We start from the raw sequence: 16,290 nt of genomic DNA, 5'->3' as shown, positions 1-16,290 counted from the left end.
GCTCCTCACGAGGGGGAAGGGGGTCGGATCACGTCGCGCACGCGCAGCACCTCCGTGATGCCGCGCGCGGCCAGCCGGGCCGGGTTCCCGGCGTGCTCCTCCAGGACCACCGCCGGGCGCACCCCCCGGGCCGCGAGCACGGCCCAGGCTTCGAAGAACGCGCCGCCCGGGGCGCAGGCCGCCCGCCCGGAGGTCCCGTCGGCGGGGGTGGGGCCGGCGCCCGCGTCCAGCGCGAGCGCGGTGGTCCGTACGGCGGGGCGGTGCTCCCGGCCGCGCCAGGCCCGCGCGACCTCGGCGACGGCGGCACCGACGGGCTTGGTCCGGCGGTCGTTGGTGAGCAGGCCGAGGCCGTACTCCAGCTCGGGGAAGTCGGCGAGGTCCCGGGACACGTCGTGCGAGCACCACCAGGTGACCCCCCAGAGGTCCGGGCAGTCCAGCGCGGCGGCCAGGGTGGTCCGGGCGAACTGCGCCGCGTGCTCGGGCCCGATCAGCGGCGCGGGCGCCCCGACCTCCTGGAGCCACACCGGGCGGTGCGGATCCAGGGCCCAGGCCTTGGACAGCTCGATCAGGTACGCGGCGTGCTGTCCGGTCGCCGTCCCGGTGCGGCCGTGGCGCTGCGCGGTGCCGTTGAACACCCACGAGTGCACGGCGGTGGCCCCGCCGAGGCGGGCCGCCTGGGCGGGGGTGAAGGGGTGCCCGTCCCGGTACCAGGCGGCGTCGTACTCGGCGTGCAGGTGCAGCCGTCCCGGCGCCCCCCGCTCGCAGGCGGCGAGCATCCGCTCCAGCCAGCGGGCCGCCTGGGCCGGGGTGATCCGGTCGGGGTCGGGGTGGGGGTCGCCGGAGAACTGGTTGATCTCGTTGCCGACGGTCATGCCGAGGAAGTTCGGCCGGCCGGCGAGGGCGGCGGCCAGCGTCCGCAGGTACTCCTCCTGCGCGGCCGTCACGTCCGGATCGCTGAAGATGTTGCGCCGGTGCCAGGTCCCGGTCCAGGCGGGCAGGAAGTCGAAACTGGACAAGTGCCCTTGCAGACCGTCCACGTTGACGTCGAGGCCGCGCTCGGCGGCCGCGTCGGCGAGCGCGACGAGCTGCTCGACGGCGCGCGGCCGGATCAGGGTGCGGTTGGGCTGGAACACCGGCCACAGCGGAAAGACGCGTACGTGGTCCAGGCCGAGCGCGGCGATCGAGTCGAGGTCGGCCCGGACCTCGTCGAGGTCGAAGTCGAGCCAGTGGTGGAACCAGCCCCGGGTCGGGGTGTAATTCGCGCCGAAGCGGAGGGTTCGAGCGGCGGGCTGGCGCATGAAGATCCTGGAGTTCAGGGGAATTCACCGGATGCGCACAACCTGCCGGGCCTTGCGGGGGAAAGTCAACAGGGCCTGCGCTGGGGCGTTTCAGGGCATTCGGCGGTGGGGTGGTGGGTAGGGAGCCTTGAGGGACTAATGCGCTTTAGTTCCGGGCGGGTCACGGCATTCGCCGTGCGCGGAGGCGGGTGGGAAAGGGCAGAAAAGGAAAGCGGAATTCCGGTCACGTCGGGGCGGGATCGCGTACGGTCCGCCCCACGCAGTGCACGCAGTCCACGCAGACCACGCAGTCCACGCCGGCGAGGGATGAGACAGGGATGGCCCGCAGACCCACCATCAAGGACATAGCCCGCCGCGCCGGGGTGTCGCAGAGCGCCGTCTCCTTCGCGCTCAACGGCCGCCCCGGCGTCTCGGAGCACACCCGCGGCCGGATCCGCCGGGTCGCCGAGGAACTCGGCTGGCAGCCCAACAGCGCCGCCCGCGCCCTGTCCGGCGAACGCTCCGGCGCCGTAGGGCTGGTCCTCGCCCGCCCCGCGCACACCCTCGGCGTCGAGTCCTTCTTCCTCCAGCTGGTCTCCGGCATCCAGGAGGTGCTCTCCGCCGGGCGTACCGCCCTGCTCTTCCAGGTGGTCGAGGACATCGACGCCGAATGCGCCGTCCACCGCCGCTGGTGGGCCGAACGCCGGGTGGACGGGGTCCTCGTCGTCGACCCGCGTACGCACGACCCGCGCCCGGAACTCCTCGCGGAGCTGGGCCTGCCGGCCGTTCTGATAGGCGGCACGGACGCGGACGCGGTACCGGGCGCCGGGGCGGCGACCGGCACGGGCGCCGGCACGGGCACCGCCGGCACGGGCACCGCCGCCGCGGCCGTGTCCCGGGTGTGGGCCGACGACGCCCGCGCCATGGCCGAGGTGCTGGACCACCTCCACGGGCTCGGTCACCGCCGCATCGTCCACATCGCGGGCCTCCCCGGCCTCTCCCACACCGCCCGCCGCATCGCCTCCCTGCGCGCCGAGGCCGAACGGCTCGGGCTCCCCGCCGGGCGGGTCCGTTCCGTCACCACCGACTACTCCGACACCGAGGGCGCCGCCGCCACCCGCCGGGTCCTCGCCGAACCGGAGCCGCCGACCGCGCTCGTCTACGACAACGACGTGATGGCGGTGGCCGGCAGCGCGGTCGCCGCCGGGCTGGGCATCCCCGTGCCCGGCCGGCTCTCCATCGTGGCCTGGGACGACTCCGCCCTCTGCCGGGTCACCCACCCCCGGCTGACCGCCCTGGTCCGCGACACCGCCGGATTCGGCCGGCTCGCGGCGGAGGAACTCCTCGCCGTCCTCGCCGGAGGCCCCGCCCGGGCCCGGGAGGGCGAGCTGCCCCGGCTCGAACCCCGCGAGAGTACGGCCCCGCCGTCGGCCGCATACTGAAATCCGACCCCTCCCTGGAGCGCTCACCGTGATCACCCCCACCTCAGCCTTCCCCGCGCCGCGCACCGCCGCCGAGGTCAGCGGTCCGACCGTGGCGATCGACATCGGCGGCACGAAGATCGCCGGGGCGCTGGTCCACCCCGACGGCACCATGACCGCCACCACCCGGCGCCCGACCCCGCGCGGCGCCGACGCCGAGGCGGTCATGGCGACGGTCGGCGAGGTGATCGCGGAGCTGTCCGGGGCCCCGCTGTGGGAGCAGGCCGTCCGCTGCGGCATCGGCAGCGCCGGCCCGGTCGACACCTCGCGGGGCACGGTGAGCCCGGTCAACATCGGCGCCTGGCGGGGCTTCCCCGTGCAGGCCCGCGTCACCGCCGCGCTGGCGGCGCACGGCGCCCGGATCCCGGCCGTCCTGGCGGGCGACGGCGTGGCCATGACGGCGGCCGAACACTGGCTCGGCGCGGCCCGGGGCCATGCGAACGCCCTCTGCATGGTGGTCTCCACCGGCGTCGGCGGCGGCCTGATCCTGAACAACCAGCTCCACCCTGGCCCCACCGGCAACGCCGGTCACATCGGCCACATCAGCGTCGCCTTCGACGGCGAGCCCTGCGCCTGCGGGGGCCGCGGCTGCGTGGAGGCCCTCGCCTCGGGCACCGCCATCGCCCGCTGGGCCCTCGACCGGGGCTGGACCGGCCCCGACCCGACCGCCGCGGGGGTCGCCGCCGCCGCCGAAGCCGGCGATCCGGTCGCCGTGGCCGCCTTCGACCGGGCCGGCCGCGCCCTGGCCGCCGCCATCGCCGCCACCGCGACCCTGGTCGAGACCGACATCGCCGTCATCGGGGGCGGGGTCGCCGCCAGCGGGGACACCCTCTTCGCACCGATCCGGCGGCACCTGGCCTCGTACGCGGCCCTGTCCTTCGTCCGGGACCTCCAGGTCGTCCCGGCCGCCCTCGGCACCCACGCCGGCCTGATCGGCGCGGCCGCCGCCGCGATGATGCTCCTGCCGGGCGGCGCCGCCACGGCCTGAGCGCCGGGCGCCGGGTGCGTTACGGCTTGACCGAGCGGTAGTAGCGCCGGGCACCCTCGTGCAGGTCCAGCGGGTCCGTGTAGATCGCCGTCCGCAGGTCCACCAGCTGCGCCGCGTGCACCTCGTGCCCGATCCGGTCCCGGCTGAGGATCACGGTCCGGGTGAACTGCTCCGTCAGCCGCTCGCTGGTGTCCTCGCGGGTCACCAGCAGGTTCGGCACCGCCAGCGTGGACACCGAGGAGGTGTTGCGGGCCCGCGCGTACGCGTCCTGCGGCATCACCGCGGCCCGGTAGTACCGGGCCGGGCTCCCGCTGCCCTGGAGCGCCTCCACCAGGTCGCCCAGCTGCACCAGCCGGATCTCGAACCGCTCCGACAGCTCGCGCACCGCGCTCGTCGGCAGCCCGCCCGACCAGAAGAAGGCGTCGATCCGGCCCGCCTCCAGCTCCGCCGGCATGGTGTCGATGCCGATCGGGACCGGGGTGATGTCCCGCGTGGGGTTCAGCTTCGCCGCCGACAGCAGCCGGTCCGCGATCAGCCGGACCCCGGAACCGTCCTGGCCCACCGCGACCCGCTTGCCGCGCAGGTCGCGCGTCGACTGCACCGGCGAACCGGCGGGCACCACGAGCTGCACGTAGTCGTCGTAGAGCCGGGCGACCCCGCGCAGCCGGGTCGCCCCGGGCTTGCCGTCCAGCCGGTACTTGGACACCGCGTCCGCCGTCGCCACCGTGAAGTCCGCCTCACCGGCGGCCACCCGCTGGAGGTTCTGCTGCGATCCCTCGCTGGTCTCCAGCCGGACCTTGACGCCCGGCAGGTCCTGCGCGAGCTCCTGTTCCAGCAGTTGCCCGTACCGGTGGTAGACGCCCGTACGGACCCCCGTGCTGAAGGTCAGGTCACCGGTCACCTCCGGCTCCCCGAAGGGGCTCAGCCACACCAGCAGCCCCACGAGCACCGCCAGCACGGCGCCCGCGCCCATGAGGACGCGGCGGCGGGCGGTGCGGGCGGGTACGAGGGGCATATCGGCGATCCTGCCACCCGTCCGGCGTCCTGTCACGGCGCCCCCGGCCGGCCCCGGACCACGGGGTTCCGCCGGGCCGCCCGCACACGGGAACGAGGGCTCCCGGGTACCGCCTACCCTTGTTGCATGACCAGCAGCAGCGACCGGAGCCCGGCAGTGGACCCCAAGGGAACTTACGAGGTGCGCACCTACGGGTGCCAGATGAACGTGCACGACTCCGAGCGACTCTCCGGTCTGCTGGAGGACGCGGGCTACGTCCGTGCGCCCGAGGGCTGCGACGGCGATGCCGACGTCGTCGTCTTCAACACCTGCGCGGTGCGCGAGAACGCCGACAACAAGCTCTACGGCAACCTCGGCCGCCTCGCCCCGATGAAGACCAAGCGTCCCGGCATGCAGATCGCCGTCGGCGGCTGTCTCGCGCAGAAGGACCGCGACACGATCGTCAAGCGGGCCCCCTGGGTGGACGTGGTCTTCGGCACGCACAACATCGGCAAGCTGCCCGTCCTGCTGGAGCGCGCCCGCGTGCAGGAGGAGGCCCAGGTCGAGATCGCCGAGTCGCTGGAGGCCTTCCCCTCCACGCTGCCCACCCGCCGCGAGTCCGCGTACGCGGCCTGGGTCTCGATCTCCGTCGGCTGCAACAACACCTGCACCTTCTGCATCGTCCCGGCCCTGCGCGGCAAGGAGGAGGACCGCCGGCCCGGCGACATCCTCGCCGAGGTCGAGGCCCTGGTCGCCGAAGGCGTATCCGAGATCACCCTGCTCGGCCAGAACGTCAACGCGTACGGCTCCGACCTCGGCGACCGCGAGGCCTTCTCCAAGCTGCTGCGCGCCTGCGGCCAGATCGAGGGCCTGGAGCGCGTCCGCTTCACCTCACCGCACCCGCGCGACTTCACCGACGACGTGATCGCGGCCATGGCCGAGACCCCGAACGTGATGCCGCAGCTGCACATGCCGATGCAGTCCGGCTCCGACCCGATCCTCAAGGCGATGCGCCGCTCCTACCGGCAGGAGCGGTTCCTCGGGATCATCGAGAAGGTCCGCGCCGCCATCCCGCACGCCGCGATCTCCACCGACATCATCGTCGGCTTCCCCGGCGAGACGGAGGAGGACTTCCAGCAGACCATGCACGCCGTGCGCGAGGCCCGCTTCGCGAACGCGTTCACCTTCCAGTACTCCAAGCGCCCCGGCACCCCGGCCGCCGAGATGGAGGGGCAGATCCCCAAGGAGGTCGTCCAGGACCGCTACATGCGCCTGGTCGCGCTCCAGGAGGAGATCTCCTGGGAGGAGAACAAGAAGCAGGTCGGCCGCACCCTGGAGGTCATGGTCGCCGAGGGCGAGGGCCGCAAGGACGGCGCCACCCACCGGCTGTCCGGGCGCGCCCCCGACAACCGCCTGGTCCACTTCACGAAGCCGGACGAGGAGGTGCGCCCCGGTGACGTCGTGACCGTCGAGATCACCTACGCCGCCCCGCACCACCTGCTCGCCGAGGGCCCGACCGGCGCCGTGCGCCGCACCCGCTCCGGGGACGCCTGGGAGAAGCGCAATGCCGCCCCGGCGCAGCCCGCCGGGGTCATGCTGGGCATCCCGACCCTGGGCGTACCGGCCCCGCTGCCGGTCGCCGCGTCGGGCTGCGCCGTCCCCTCGGCCTGACCGCGGGCGGGGCGGGCCCGGACGCAGCGGGGGACCGCCCCCGCGTCCGGCCGGCGGGGGCTAGGCTGCGGATCATGCTCGTAGCCGCCGCCGTCTGCCCCGCACCGCCGCTCCTCGTGCCGGAGGTCGCCGCGGGCGCCGCCGCCGAACTGGACGGCGCCCGTACCGCCTGCTCCGACGCCCTCGCCGTGCTCGCCGCCTCCCGGCCCGACCTGCTGGTCGTGGCCGGCCCCGCCGCCGCCGACCACCTCGGGGCCTACCCCCAGGGCTCGCGGGGCACCTTCCACGGCTTCGGCGTCGAGGCCGGCGTCCGGCTCGGCGAAGGCGAGGAGGGCCCCCGGCTGCTCCCCGCCCCGCTGGCCGTGGGCGCCTGGCTGCTGGGCCGCGCCGGCTGGGGCTCCGCCCCCGTCGAGGGCCTGGGCGTGGCCGAGGACGCCGCGCCCGAGGAGTGCCTGCGCACCGGCCGGGAGCTCGCCGCGCGCGACGCCCGGGTCGCGCTGCTCGTCATGGGCGACGGCAGCGCCTGCCGCACCCTGAAGGCGCCCGGCTACCTCGACGAACGCGCCGCCGCCTTCGACGCCGCCGCCGCGCGGGCCCTGGGCGCCGCCGACACCGGGGCGCTGGCCGCGCTCGACCCCCGCCTGGCGGCCGAGCTCCAGGCCGTCGGGCGGGCGCCCTGGCAGGTCCTCGCGGGCGCCGCCGAGGGTGCGGGGCTCGACGGGCGGCTGCTGTACGAGGACGCCCCGTACGGCGTTGGGTACTTCGTGGCCGCCTGGTCCTGAACCGTGGGGGCGGGTCCGGGCCGTGCGGTTGGGGCCGTCCGCTTTCGGGCCGTGATGTCCCGGACACGGCGAAGGGGCGCGGCACCGGCTTTCCGGTCCCGCGCCCCTTTCCGTACGCCGCGTCAGGGAGCGGCCGGCGGCGTCGGCCCGCCGGGCGTGTCCTTGTGCGCGATCTTGCCCAGGGCGTCCTTCGCCTTGTCAGCTCCGCTGGTGATCCGGTCGCTGTACTTGCCGTGGGTCTTGGAGTCCACGGCCTTGGCGACCTTGTCCAGGTTCTCGCCAATCTTGCCCTCGTGCTGTTGCGCGAGGTCGCCGACCTTTTCCTTGGCCGGAGCGAGCTTGGCCTTCAGATTGTCCAGCAGGCCCATGGGTCACCTTCCGTGGCGGTAGCTACTTGAGGGCGCCCTCGCCGGTCTCGCTGTCCGCGGCTGCCTCCGCCGACTGCTGCTTCGGAATCTCCACGGCCTCCGCCGCCCCGGCCTCCGCCGCGGACGGCTCGGGCCCGGCGTCGGCCCCGGCCTCCTCGGCCGCGGACTCCGGCTCCGCCTTCAGGGTCGAGGCCGCGGCCTCCTCGGCCACGGCCTCGTCCTTGCGACGAAGAAACCGACTGAAAACACCCATGTCTACTCCCATAACGTTACGCGTGCGGGTGAAGTTCCGCCTGGTCCGGCCCGGCCTCCGCCGGGCGTACGCCCGGCCCGAACCTCTTCAGGGCAACGACCCCCGACCAACGCCGTCACGTAACCCGATCGGGTAAGCGGCGTTCGGTTTGCGAGACTGGTCCGGTGAGCAACGCAGCCCCCGCCCCGCGGGTCATCGCCGTCGTCGGTCCCACCGCGGCCGGAAAGTCCGACCTGGGCGTAGCCCTGGCCCGCCACTTCGGCGGCGAGGTCGTCAACGCCGACTCCATGCAGCTCTACCGGGGGATGGACATCGGTACCGCGAAGCTGACGCCCGAGGAGCGCGGCGGCGTCCCGCACCACCTCCTCGACGTCTGGGACGTGACCGAGACCGCCAGCGTCGCCGAGTACCAGCGCCTCGCCCGCGCCGAGATCGACAGGCTGCTCGCCGAGGGCCGCACCCCGGTCCTCGTCGGCGGGTCCGGCCTCTACGTCCGCGGCGCCCTCGACGCCATGGAGTTCCCCGGCACCGACCCCGAGGTCCGGGCCCGGCTGGAGGAGGAGGCGACGCTGCGCGGCCCCGGCGCCCTGCACGCCCGCCTCGCCGCCGCCGACCCGGCGGCCGCCGCCGCGATCCTGCCCAGCAACGGCCGCCGCATCGTGCGGGCCCTGGAGGTCATCGAGATCACCGGCCGCCCGTTCACCGCCAACCTGCCCGGCCACGAGTCCGTCTACGACACGGTCCAGATCGGCGTCGACGTGGCCCGCCCCGAGCTCGACGAGCGGATCGCGACGCGCGTGGACCGGATGTGGGAGGCCGGGCTGGTGGACGAGGTCCGCGCCCTGGAGGCCCTGGGCCTGCGCGACGGCGTCACCGCCTCCCGCGCCCTCGGCTACCAGCAGGTCCTGACCGCCCTCGCGGGGGAGTGCACCGAGGAGGAGGCCAAGGCCGAGACCGTACGGGCCACCAAGCGCTTCGCCCGCCGCCAGGACTCCTGGTTCCGCCGCGACCCCCGCGTCCACTGGCTCAGCGGGGCCGCCGCGGACCGTGGGGAACTCCCCGGACTCGCGCAGTCGTTGGTCGAACGAGCGGTTACAGCCTGATCACGTGATGGCATCGGGACGCCCCGGGCGCCCGTCCGGGGCCCGGGACCGTGCCATCATCAAACTTCTGAACAGCGGCGTACGAAGTCCGAGTGGGGAGGGCGCGTGGCTATGGAGGCCGGCCCTCGTGACACCGGGCGGGACGACACCCGGCAGGAAGCGGACCCGATGCTTCTCAGCGGCCCCGCAGACCCCGTCGGGCCGGGCGGGTCCGCCAGTCCCCTCGGGATCGGCGCCCCGGGCACACCGGGCACACCGGACGCGGTCGACGGCCTGGGCCTGCCCGCCGACCCCGCGCGCCTGACCACCGACGGGCCCGACGCCCCCGAGCCGGGCGCGGAGGCCTCCGGCCCCGCCGTCGAGGTCGAACTGCGCCCGCAGCGCCGCCTGAGGCTCTGGCAGATCGCCCCCATCGTGATGCTGGCCGCCGCCGGATCGCTGATGTTCGCCTTCCCCCTCGCCTTCGAGTTCGGGGACGGCGGCGCCGTCGTCGCCATGCTCGGCTTCCTCATCAGCTCCTGCGCGGGCGGCTGGGGCATGATGGCCGCGCGCCGCGTCGGCTACACCTGGCCCGGGCTGCCGCCGCGCGGCAGCGGCCGCCGCCCCGACTGGCGGATGGCGGGGCTGTACGCGCTGGTCGCGCTGGCCGTCGTGGCACTCGCCGTCTTCCGGGTGGCCCGGCTCCGCTAGGCCCCGTCGTCACGTGGGCCCCGTCGTCACGTGGGCCGCCGCCGCCCGGCTCGCCGCGCCGTCCGGGCCGGGGCCGCTGACACCACGCTGACCTGCCCCGACCCGGTCGGCGACCGCTCGGTACCATGGGCGGGTGACGTACACCACCCTCTCCTTCCTCAAGGGTCACGGGACCGAGAACGACTTCGTGATCGTCCCCGACCCCGACAACGCCATCGAGCTGCCCGCGAGCGCCGTCGCCGCCCTGTGCGACCGCCGCGCCGGCATCGGGGCCGACGGTGTGCTGCACGTGGTGCGCTCCGCCGCCCACCCCGACGCCGCGCACCTCGCGGACCAGGCCGAATGGTTCATGGACTACCGCAACAGCGACGGCTCCGTCGCCGAGATGTGCGGCAACGGCGTGCGCGTCTTCGCCCGCTACCTCCACCACGCCGGCCACATCGAGCCGGGCGACCTCGCCGTGGCCACCCGGGGCGGCGTCAAGCGGGTCCACCTCGACAAGACCGGCGACGTCACCGTCTCCATGGGCCGCGCCGAGCTCCCCGAGGGGGAGGTCACCGTCTCCGTCGGCGAACGCAGCTGGCCCGCGCGCAACGTGAACATGGGGAACCCGCACGCGGTCGCGTTCGTTGAAAGCCTCGACCACGCCGGGGACCTGTACGGCCCGCCGCCGTTCAGCCCGGCCTCCGCCTACCCCACCGGGGTCAATGTCGAGTTCGTCGTCGACCGCGGCCCCCGGCACGTCGCCATGCGCGTCCACGAACGCGGCTCCGGCGAGACCCGCTCCTGCGGCACCGGCGCCTGCGCCGTCGCCGTGGCCGCCATCCGCCGAGACGGCGCCGACCCCGCCGTCACCGGCGAACCGGCCAGGTACACCGTGGACCTGCTCGGCGGCACCCTCGTCATCACCGAGCACCCCGACGGGGGAATCGACATGACCGGACCGGCCGTGATCGTGGCCTCCGGGGAGTTCGAGGCGGCCTGGCTCGCCGAAACGGCTTTCGCCTGAAGATTCCCTCTCATGGGTGATCCGTTTCACGCTGAGCGAGAGGTGGACTGCGCCACGTGGTGGGGTCGGTAACATCAGGCACCGGCCCTGAGGGCTCACCCCATGCCCGCCACCGCCGGTCGAAGCCGTCGGAGGTGCCCATGAGTGCAGAGGCCACGAACCCCGAAGCACATGCCGAAGTGCGCCCTGAGCTGCGCAGACGGGGCCGTACGCGGCTCGATCTGCGCCGCCTGGGGCGGGCGGCGCTGCTCGGGCCCGCGTCCCGGGACCGGTTGCCGGACGCGATCGGACACGTAGCAGAAGCGCACCGCGCCCACCATCCGGACGCCGATCTGTCGATCCTGCGCCGGGCCTACCTCCTCGCGGAGACCTCCCACCGCGGTCAGATGCGCAAGAGCGGTGAGCCGTACATCACACATCCGCTCGCCGTCACGCTCATCCTCGCCGAACTCGGCGCCGAGACAACGACCCTGACGGCCTCTCTGCTGCACGACACCGTCGAGGACACCGACGTGACCCTCGACCAGGTCCGCGAGGAGTTCGGCGAAGAGGTCTGCTTCATCGTCGACGGCGTCACCAAGGTCGAGAAGATCGACTACGGCGCCGCCGCCGAACCCGAGACCTTCCGCAAGATGCTCGTCGCCACCGGCAACGACGTCCGCGTGATGTCCATCAAACTCGCCGACCGGCTGCACAACATGCGCACCCTCGGCGTGATGCGCCCCGAGAAGCAGGCCCGCATCGCCAAGGTCACCCGGGACGTCCTGATCCCGCTCGCCGAGCGGCTCGGCGTCCAGGCCCTCAAGACCGAGCTGGAAGACCTCGTCTTCGCGATCCTCCATCCCGAGGAGTACGAGCACACCCGCGCGCTCATCGCCGCCCACGCCGGGGAACGCGACCCGCTCCCCGCCATCGCCGACTCCGTGCGCGCCGTCCTGCGCGACGCCGGTATCGCCGCCGAGGTAGTCGTACGGCCGCGGCACTTCGTCTCCGTCCACCGCATCTCCCGCACGCGCGGCGAACTGCGCGGCTCCGACTTCGGCCGCATCCTCGTCCTCGTCGCCGAGAACGCCGACTGCTATGGGGTCCTCGGCGAACTGCACACCTGCTTCACCCCGGTCGTCTCCGAGTTCAAGGACTTCGTCGCCGCCCCGAAGTTCAACCTCTACCAGTCCCTCCACACCGCCGTCGCCGTCCCCGAGGGCTACGTCGCCGAGGTCATCGTGCGCACCCGCCAGATGCACCGGGTCGCGGAGGCGGGCGTCGTCGCCCTCGGCAACCCGTACACCACGGGCGAGAGCGCCGACAGCGACGAGGAGCGCGTCGACCCCACCCGCCCCGGCTGGCTCTCCCGGCTCCTCGACTGGCAGCAGTCCGCGCCGGACCCCGACACCTTCTGGAGCGTGCTGCGCGCGGAGCTGGCCCAGGACCGCGAGATCACCGTGTTCCGCGAGGACGCGGGCAGCAGCGGCACGATCAGCCTGCCGGCCGGTGCCAGCTGTATCGACGCCGCCTACGCGCAGTACGGCGAGGCGGCCCACGGCTGTATCGGCGCCCGCGTCAACGGGCGTCTCACCTCCCTCTCCGCCCCGCTCTCCGACGGGGACACCGTCCAGTTGCTCCTCGCGCACGACGCCTCCTCCGGGCCCGGCGCCGACTGGCTGGAGCACGCCAGGACCCCCGCCGCGCGGATCGCCATCAGCAGCTGGCTCGCCGCCCATCCCGACGGCGCCGGGCCCGCCGCCGCGGCCCCCCGGGCCCCGCTCTCCGTGACCGGGCTGCGGGGCGGCGGGGGCAACGCCGTCGTGGACCTGCCCGACGCCCACGTACGCCTCGCCGGCTGCTGCACCCCGGTACCGCCGGACGCGGTCGAGGGGTTCGTCGTCCGGGGCGGGGCCGTCACCGTGCACCGGGTCCACTGTCCGGGGGTCGCGCAGATGCGCGCCGTGGGGCGGACCTCCGTCGCCGTGCACTGGCGGGCCACCGCGGACTGCCGCGTCACCCTGCTCGCCGAATCGTTCGGCCGCCCGCACCTGCTGGCCGACCTGACGGAGGCCATCGCCCGTGAGGGGGTCGAGGTGGTCTCCGCGACCGTGGAGCCGCCGGTCGAACAGCGCGTCCGGCACTCGTACACGCTGCAACTGCCCGACGCGACGGGACTGCCCGCCCTGATGCGCGCCATGCGGGACGTACCGGGTGTGTACGACGTCAGCAGGGTCTAGCGGGGTCTGGCGGGGTCTGGCGGGGGCCGGCCGGGTCTGGCTGGGTTCGGGGCTTCCGGGGGGCGCGGGGGGACGCGGGGGATGTGGGGGCCGGCGCGGCGCGTGGGGGCGTGCGCCGGGAGCGTGCGTAGGCCGGTACGGGGCCGGGGCGACACGTTCGGGTGGAGCCGTCGCGCGTCGCTCGCGGGGTTCCGGCGGGCGCTGGTAAGCGGTGGTGGATGCAGCTCTCCTCCCCGCGCCTGCGCGCCGCCCTGCTCGCGGCCGCCTCCCTCACCCTCGTCGCCGCCGTGCTGCCCCCGCCGAAGCCGCTGGGCATCGGCGACCGGCTGTTCCCCGAGCTCGGCAACCCGGGGTACGACGTCCTCGCGTACGACCTGTCCCTCACGTACAAGGACAACAGCACCCCCCTCGACGCGGTCACCCGGATCGAAGCCCGCGCCCTGGAGCCGCTGGAGCGGGTCAACCTGGACTTCGCGGGCGCAACGGTGGCTTCCGCGGAGGTCAACGGGGAGCCCGCGCGGTTCGAGAGCGCCGGGGAGGACCTCGTCCTGACCCCCGCGCACGCCGTGGCCGCCGGCACGACGCTGCACATGACCATCCGGCACACCAGCGACCCGCGCGGCCGCGCCGACGGCGGCTGGGTGCCCACCGAGGACGGCCTGGCCATGGCCAACCAGGCCGACGCCGCCCACCGGGTCTTCCCCTGCAACGACCACCCCGCCGACAAGGCGTACTTCACCTTCCACGTCACCGCCCCCGCCGGGCTGACGGCCGTGGCCAACGGCGTGCCCAGCGCCCTCCCCGCCGCTCGCGCCGGCGGAGGGGCGGAGTGGACGTACAAGACCCTGCACCCGATGGCCACCGAGCTGGCCCAGGTCTCGGTCGGCCGCTCCGCCGTCCTGCACCACACCGGACCGCACGGGCTCCCGCTGCGCGACGTGGTGCCCGCCGCCGACCGGGAGCGGCTGGAGCCCTGGCTCGCCAAGACCGGGGGGCAGATCGAGTGGATGGAGCAGCGGGTCGGCCGCTACCCCTTCGAGAACTACGGCGTGCTCATCGCCCGGGCGAAAACCGGCTTCGAGCTGGAGACGCAGACCCTCTCCCTCTTCGAGCACGGCCTGTTCGCGGGGGAGGGCTACCCCGAGTGGTACGTGGAGTCCGTCATGGTCCACGAGCTCGCCCACCAGTGGTTCGGCGACAGCGTCGCCCCGCGCACCTGGTCCGACCTGTGGCTCAACGAAGGCCACGCGACCTGGTACGAGGCCCTCTACGCGGACGGGCTCGGAAAGTACTCCCTGGAGCGGCGCATGCGCGAGGCGTACCAGCGCTCCGACCAGTGGCGGGCCGCCGGCGGCCCGCCCGCGGCCCCCAAGGCGGCGGCCCCCGGCGAGAAGATCGGCCTGTTCCGCCCGGTGGTCTACGACGGCTCCGCGCTGATCCTCTACGCCCTGCGCCAGGAGGTCGGCGCCGAGGCCTTCGACCGCATCGAGCGGAGCTGGGTCGCGGAGCACCGGGACGGCGTCGCCGACACCCGGGACTTCGTACGCCTGGCCTCGCGGGAGGCCGGGCGCGACCTCGGCGCCTTCCTGGAGCCGTGGCTCTACGGGAAGACCACCCCGCCGATGCCGGGCCACCCGGAGTGGAGCGCCCCGGCGGCCTCCAAGGCTCCCAAGGCCCCCAAGGCCCCCGCCCCCAAGGCCCCCGCTCCAAAGGTCGCCGCCCCGCAGGCGCCGGCCCCGAAGGCCCCCGCCGGGAAGGGACCGGCCGGGAAAACGGTATGACGGGCCGGGAACGGGCATGTCACCATCGACAGGGCCGGCCGCCCCATCGGGAATCACCGGGCGGGGTGACGCGTTGGACGTGACAGTGTTATGTCACGCGCAGCGGTACCTTTGGCCTTAGCCGGCGCGGACGCAATCGAATCGACGTAAGGATCCAATGACCTCCTCTTCTTCCCCTTCCCAGGACCCGCAGGACACGCAGGACGTGCGTGACCCGCAGAGCTTCACCGAGAGCCTTCGGGCCGATGCCCTGATGGAAGAGGACGTCGCCTGGAGCCACGAGATCGACGGAGAGCGGGACGGCGACCAGCTCGACCGCTCCGAGCGCGCGGCCCTGCGCCGCGTGGCCGGGCTCTCGACCGAACTCGAGGACGTCACCGAGGTCGAGTACCGACAGCTCCGCCTGGAGCGCGTGGTACTCGTCGGCGTGTGGACCTCCGGGACCGTGCAGGACGCCGAGAACTCCCTCGCGGAGCTCGCCGCCCTCGCGGAGACCGCGGGCGCCCTCGTCCTCGACGGTGTGATGCAGCGGCGCGACAAGCCCGACCCGGCCACCTTCATCGGCTCCGGCAAGGCCCGCGAACTGCGCGACATCGTGCTGGAGAGCGGCGCCGACACCGTCGTCTGCGACGGGGAGCTCAGCCCCGGCCAGCTCATCGCCCTGGAAGACGTCGTCAAGGTCAAGGTCGTCGACCGGACCGCCCTGATCCTCGACATCTTCGCCCAGCACGCCAAGTCCCGAGAGGGCAAGGCGCAGGTCGCGCTCGCGCAGATGCAGTACATGCTGCCGCGCCTGCGCGGCTGGGGCGCCTCGCTGTCCCGGCAGATGGGTGGCGGCGGCGGTGGCGGCATGGCCACGCGCGGTCCCGGTGAGACCAAGATCGAGACCGACCGGCGCCGCATCCGCGAGAAGATGGCGAAGATGCGCCGGGAGATCGCGGACATGAAGACCGGCCGTGACATCAAGCGGCAGGAACGGCGCCGTAACAAGGTGCCCTCGGTCGCCATCGCCGGCTACACCAACGCCGGCAAGTCCTCCCTGCTCAACCGCCTCACCGGCGCGGGCGTCCTGGTGGAGAACGCGCTGTTCGCCACCCTCGACCCGACCGTGCGCCGCGCCGAAACCCCCTCCGGCCGGGTCTACACCCTGGCCGACACGGTGGGCTTCGTCCGGCACCTGCCCCACCACCTCGTCGAGGCGTTCCGCTCCACGATGGAGGAGGTCGGCGACTCCGACCTCATCCTGCACATCGTGGACGGCTCCCACCCGGCGCCGGAGGAGCAGCTGGCCGCCGTACGGGAGGTCATCCGCGAGGTCGGCGCCGTCAAGGTGCCCGAGATCGTGGTGATCAACAAGGCCGACGCGGCCGACCCGCTGGTGCTCCAGCGCCTGCTGCGGATCGAGCGGCGCTCCATCGCCGTCTCGGCGCGCACCGGCCTGGGCATCGAGGAGCTCCTCGCGCTCATCGACGCCGAGCTGCCGCGGCCCGAGGTCGAGGTGGAGGCCCTGGTGCCGTACACCCTCGGCTCGCTGATCGCCCGGGCGCACGCCGAGGGCGAGGTCCTCTCCGAGGAGCACACCCCGGAGGGCACCGTCCTCAAGGCCCGGGTCCACGCGGAACTGGCGGCCGACCTGGCACCGTACGTACCCGCCAAGCGGTAGGGCGGGCG

At 74.1% G+C, this 16,290-nt stretch carries 14 protein-coding genes; 10 read left to right on the top strand and 4 right to left on the bottom strand.

Annotation, left to right across the window (positions count from 1 at the left end; all coding sequences use genetic code 11):
• Nucleotides 1–5: 5 nt before the first annotated feature.
• On the bottom strand, nt 6–1,298 hold the full coding sequence (locus ACFYYT_RS15730; RefSeq protein ID WP_351824450.1) for a glycosyl hydrolase: 1,293 nt from the start codon (nt 1,296–1,298) through the stop codon (nt 6–8).
• Between the two features lie 317 nt (nt 1,299–1,615).
• Between ACFYYT_RS15730 and ACFYYT_RS15725 the strand changes: the two genes are divergently transcribed.
• Nucleotides 1,616–2,719: a LacI family DNA-binding transcriptional regulator gene (locus tag ACFYYT_RS15725; protein WP_351824447.1), complete on the top strand. Its 1,104-nt coding sequence runs from the start codon at nt 1,616–1,618 to the stop codon at nt 2,717–2,719.
• A 91-nt stretch (nt 2,720–2,810) separates the two neighbouring features.
• Nucleotides 2,811–3,746 carry an ROK family protein gene (locus ACFYYT_RS15720; RefSeq protein ID WP_351824489.1) on the top strand — a complete coding sequence of 312 codons (936 nt, stop codon included), beginning with the start codon at nt 2,811–2,813 and terminating at the stop codon, nt 3,744–3,746.
• A gap of 19 nt (nt 3,747–3,765) precedes the next feature.
• On the opposite strand, the gene ACFYYT_RS15715 is transcribed toward ACFYYT_RS15720, so the two are convergent.
• On the bottom strand, nt 3,766–4,761 hold the full coding sequence (locus tag ACFYYT_RS15715; RefSeq protein ID WP_351824444.1) for a TAXI family TRAP transporter solute-binding subunit: 996 nt from the start codon (nt 4,759–4,761) through the stop codon (nt 3,766–3,768).
• A gap of 126 nt (nt 4,762–4,887) precedes the next feature.
• On the opposite strand from ACFYYT_RS15715, the gene miaB reads away from it, so the two are divergent.
• Both miaB and ACFYYT_RS15705 read left to right on the top strand, forming a co-directional pair.
• Nucleotides 4,888–6,411 carry a tRNA (N6-isopentenyl adenosine(37)-C2)-methylthiotransferase MiaB gene (miaB, locus tag ACFYYT_RS15710; RefSeq protein WP_351824441.1) on the top strand — a complete coding sequence of 508 codons (1,524 nt, stop codon included), beginning with the start codon at nt 4,888–4,890 and terminating at the stop codon, nt 6,409–6,411.
• A gap of 74 nt (nt 6,412–6,485) precedes the next feature.
• On the top strand, nt 6,486–7,193 hold the full coding sequence (locus tag ACFYYT_RS15705; RefSeq protein ID WP_351824439.1) for a class III extradiol dioxygenase subunit B-like domain-containing protein: 708 nt from the start codon (nt 6,486–6,488) through the stop codon (nt 7,191–7,193).
• 122 nt (nt 7,194–7,315) lie between these two features.
• On the opposite strand, the gene ACFYYT_RS15700 is transcribed toward ACFYYT_RS15705, so the two are convergent.
• Both ACFYYT_RS15700 and ACFYYT_RS15695 read right to left on the bottom strand, forming a co-directional pair.
• Complete coding sequence (locus ACFYYT_RS15700) at nt 7,316–7,561, bottom strand: antitoxin (RefSeq protein WP_351824436.1); 246 nt, start codon at nt 7,559–7,561, stop codon at nt 7,316–7,318.
• A gap of 22 nt (nt 7,562–7,583) precedes the next feature.
• Nucleotides 7,584–7,814 (bottom strand): gliding motility protein, encoded by a 231-nt coding sequence (locus ACFYYT_RS15695; protein WP_351824433.1) that lies wholly within the window; start codon nt 7,812–7,814, stop codon nt 7,584–7,586.
• Nucleotides 7,815–7,978: 164 nt separating this feature from the next.
• Between ACFYYT_RS15695 and miaA the strand changes: the two genes are divergently transcribed.
• The 6 genes from miaA (at nt 7,979) to hflX (ending at nt 16,282) form a co-directional block, all read left to right on the top strand.
• The gene (gene miaA, locus ACFYYT_RS15690; RefSeq protein ID WP_351824431.1) at nt 7,979–8,917 is read left to right on the top strand and encodes a tRNA (adenosine(37)-N6)-dimethylallyltransferase MiaA; all 939 of its coding nucleotides are present in this window, start codon (nt 7,979–7,981) and stop codon (nt 8,915–8,917) included.
• Between the two features lie 111 nt (nt 8,918–9,028).
• A complete protein-coding gene (locus ACFYYT_RS15685) occupies nt 9,029–9,607 on the top strand; it encodes a hypothetical protein (RefSeq protein ID WP_388608171.1) in 579 nt (192 codons plus the stop codon).
• A 133-nt stretch (nt 9,608–9,740) separates the two neighbouring features.
• Nucleotides 9,741–10,616 (top strand): diaminopimelate epimerase, encoded by an 876-nt coding sequence (dapF, locus tag ACFYYT_RS15680; RefSeq protein ID WP_351824426.1) that lies wholly within the window; start codon nt 9,741–9,743, stop codon nt 10,614–10,616.
• Nucleotides 10,617–10,756: 140 nt separating this feature from the next.
• Entirely contained in the window at nt 10,757–12,838 is a 2,082-nt protein-coding gene (locus ACFYYT_RS15675) for an HD domain-containing protein (protein WP_351824423.1), read from the top strand.
• A 218-nt stretch (nt 12,839–13,056) separates the two neighbouring features.
• Nucleotides 13,057–14,619: a M1 family metallopeptidase gene (locus ACFYYT_RS15670; RefSeq protein WP_351824420.1), complete on the top strand. Its 1,563-nt coding sequence runs from the start codon at nt 13,057–13,059 to the stop codon at nt 14,617–14,619.
• Nucleotides 14,620–14,776: 157 nt separating this feature from the next.
• Complete coding sequence (gene hflX, locus ACFYYT_RS15665; protein ID WP_351824417.1) at nt 14,777–16,282, top strand: GTPase HflX; 1,506 nt, start codon at nt 14,777–14,779, stop codon at nt 16,280–16,282.
• Nucleotides 16,283–16,290: the final 8 nt, after the last annotated feature.

Source organism: Streptomyces sp. NPDC002032, from assembly GCF_042890765.1.
Lineage (GTDB): Bacteria > Actinomycetota > Actinomycetes > Streptomycetales > Streptomycetaceae > Streptomyces.
This window is presented reverse-complemented; position numbering and strand designations above follow the sequence as displayed.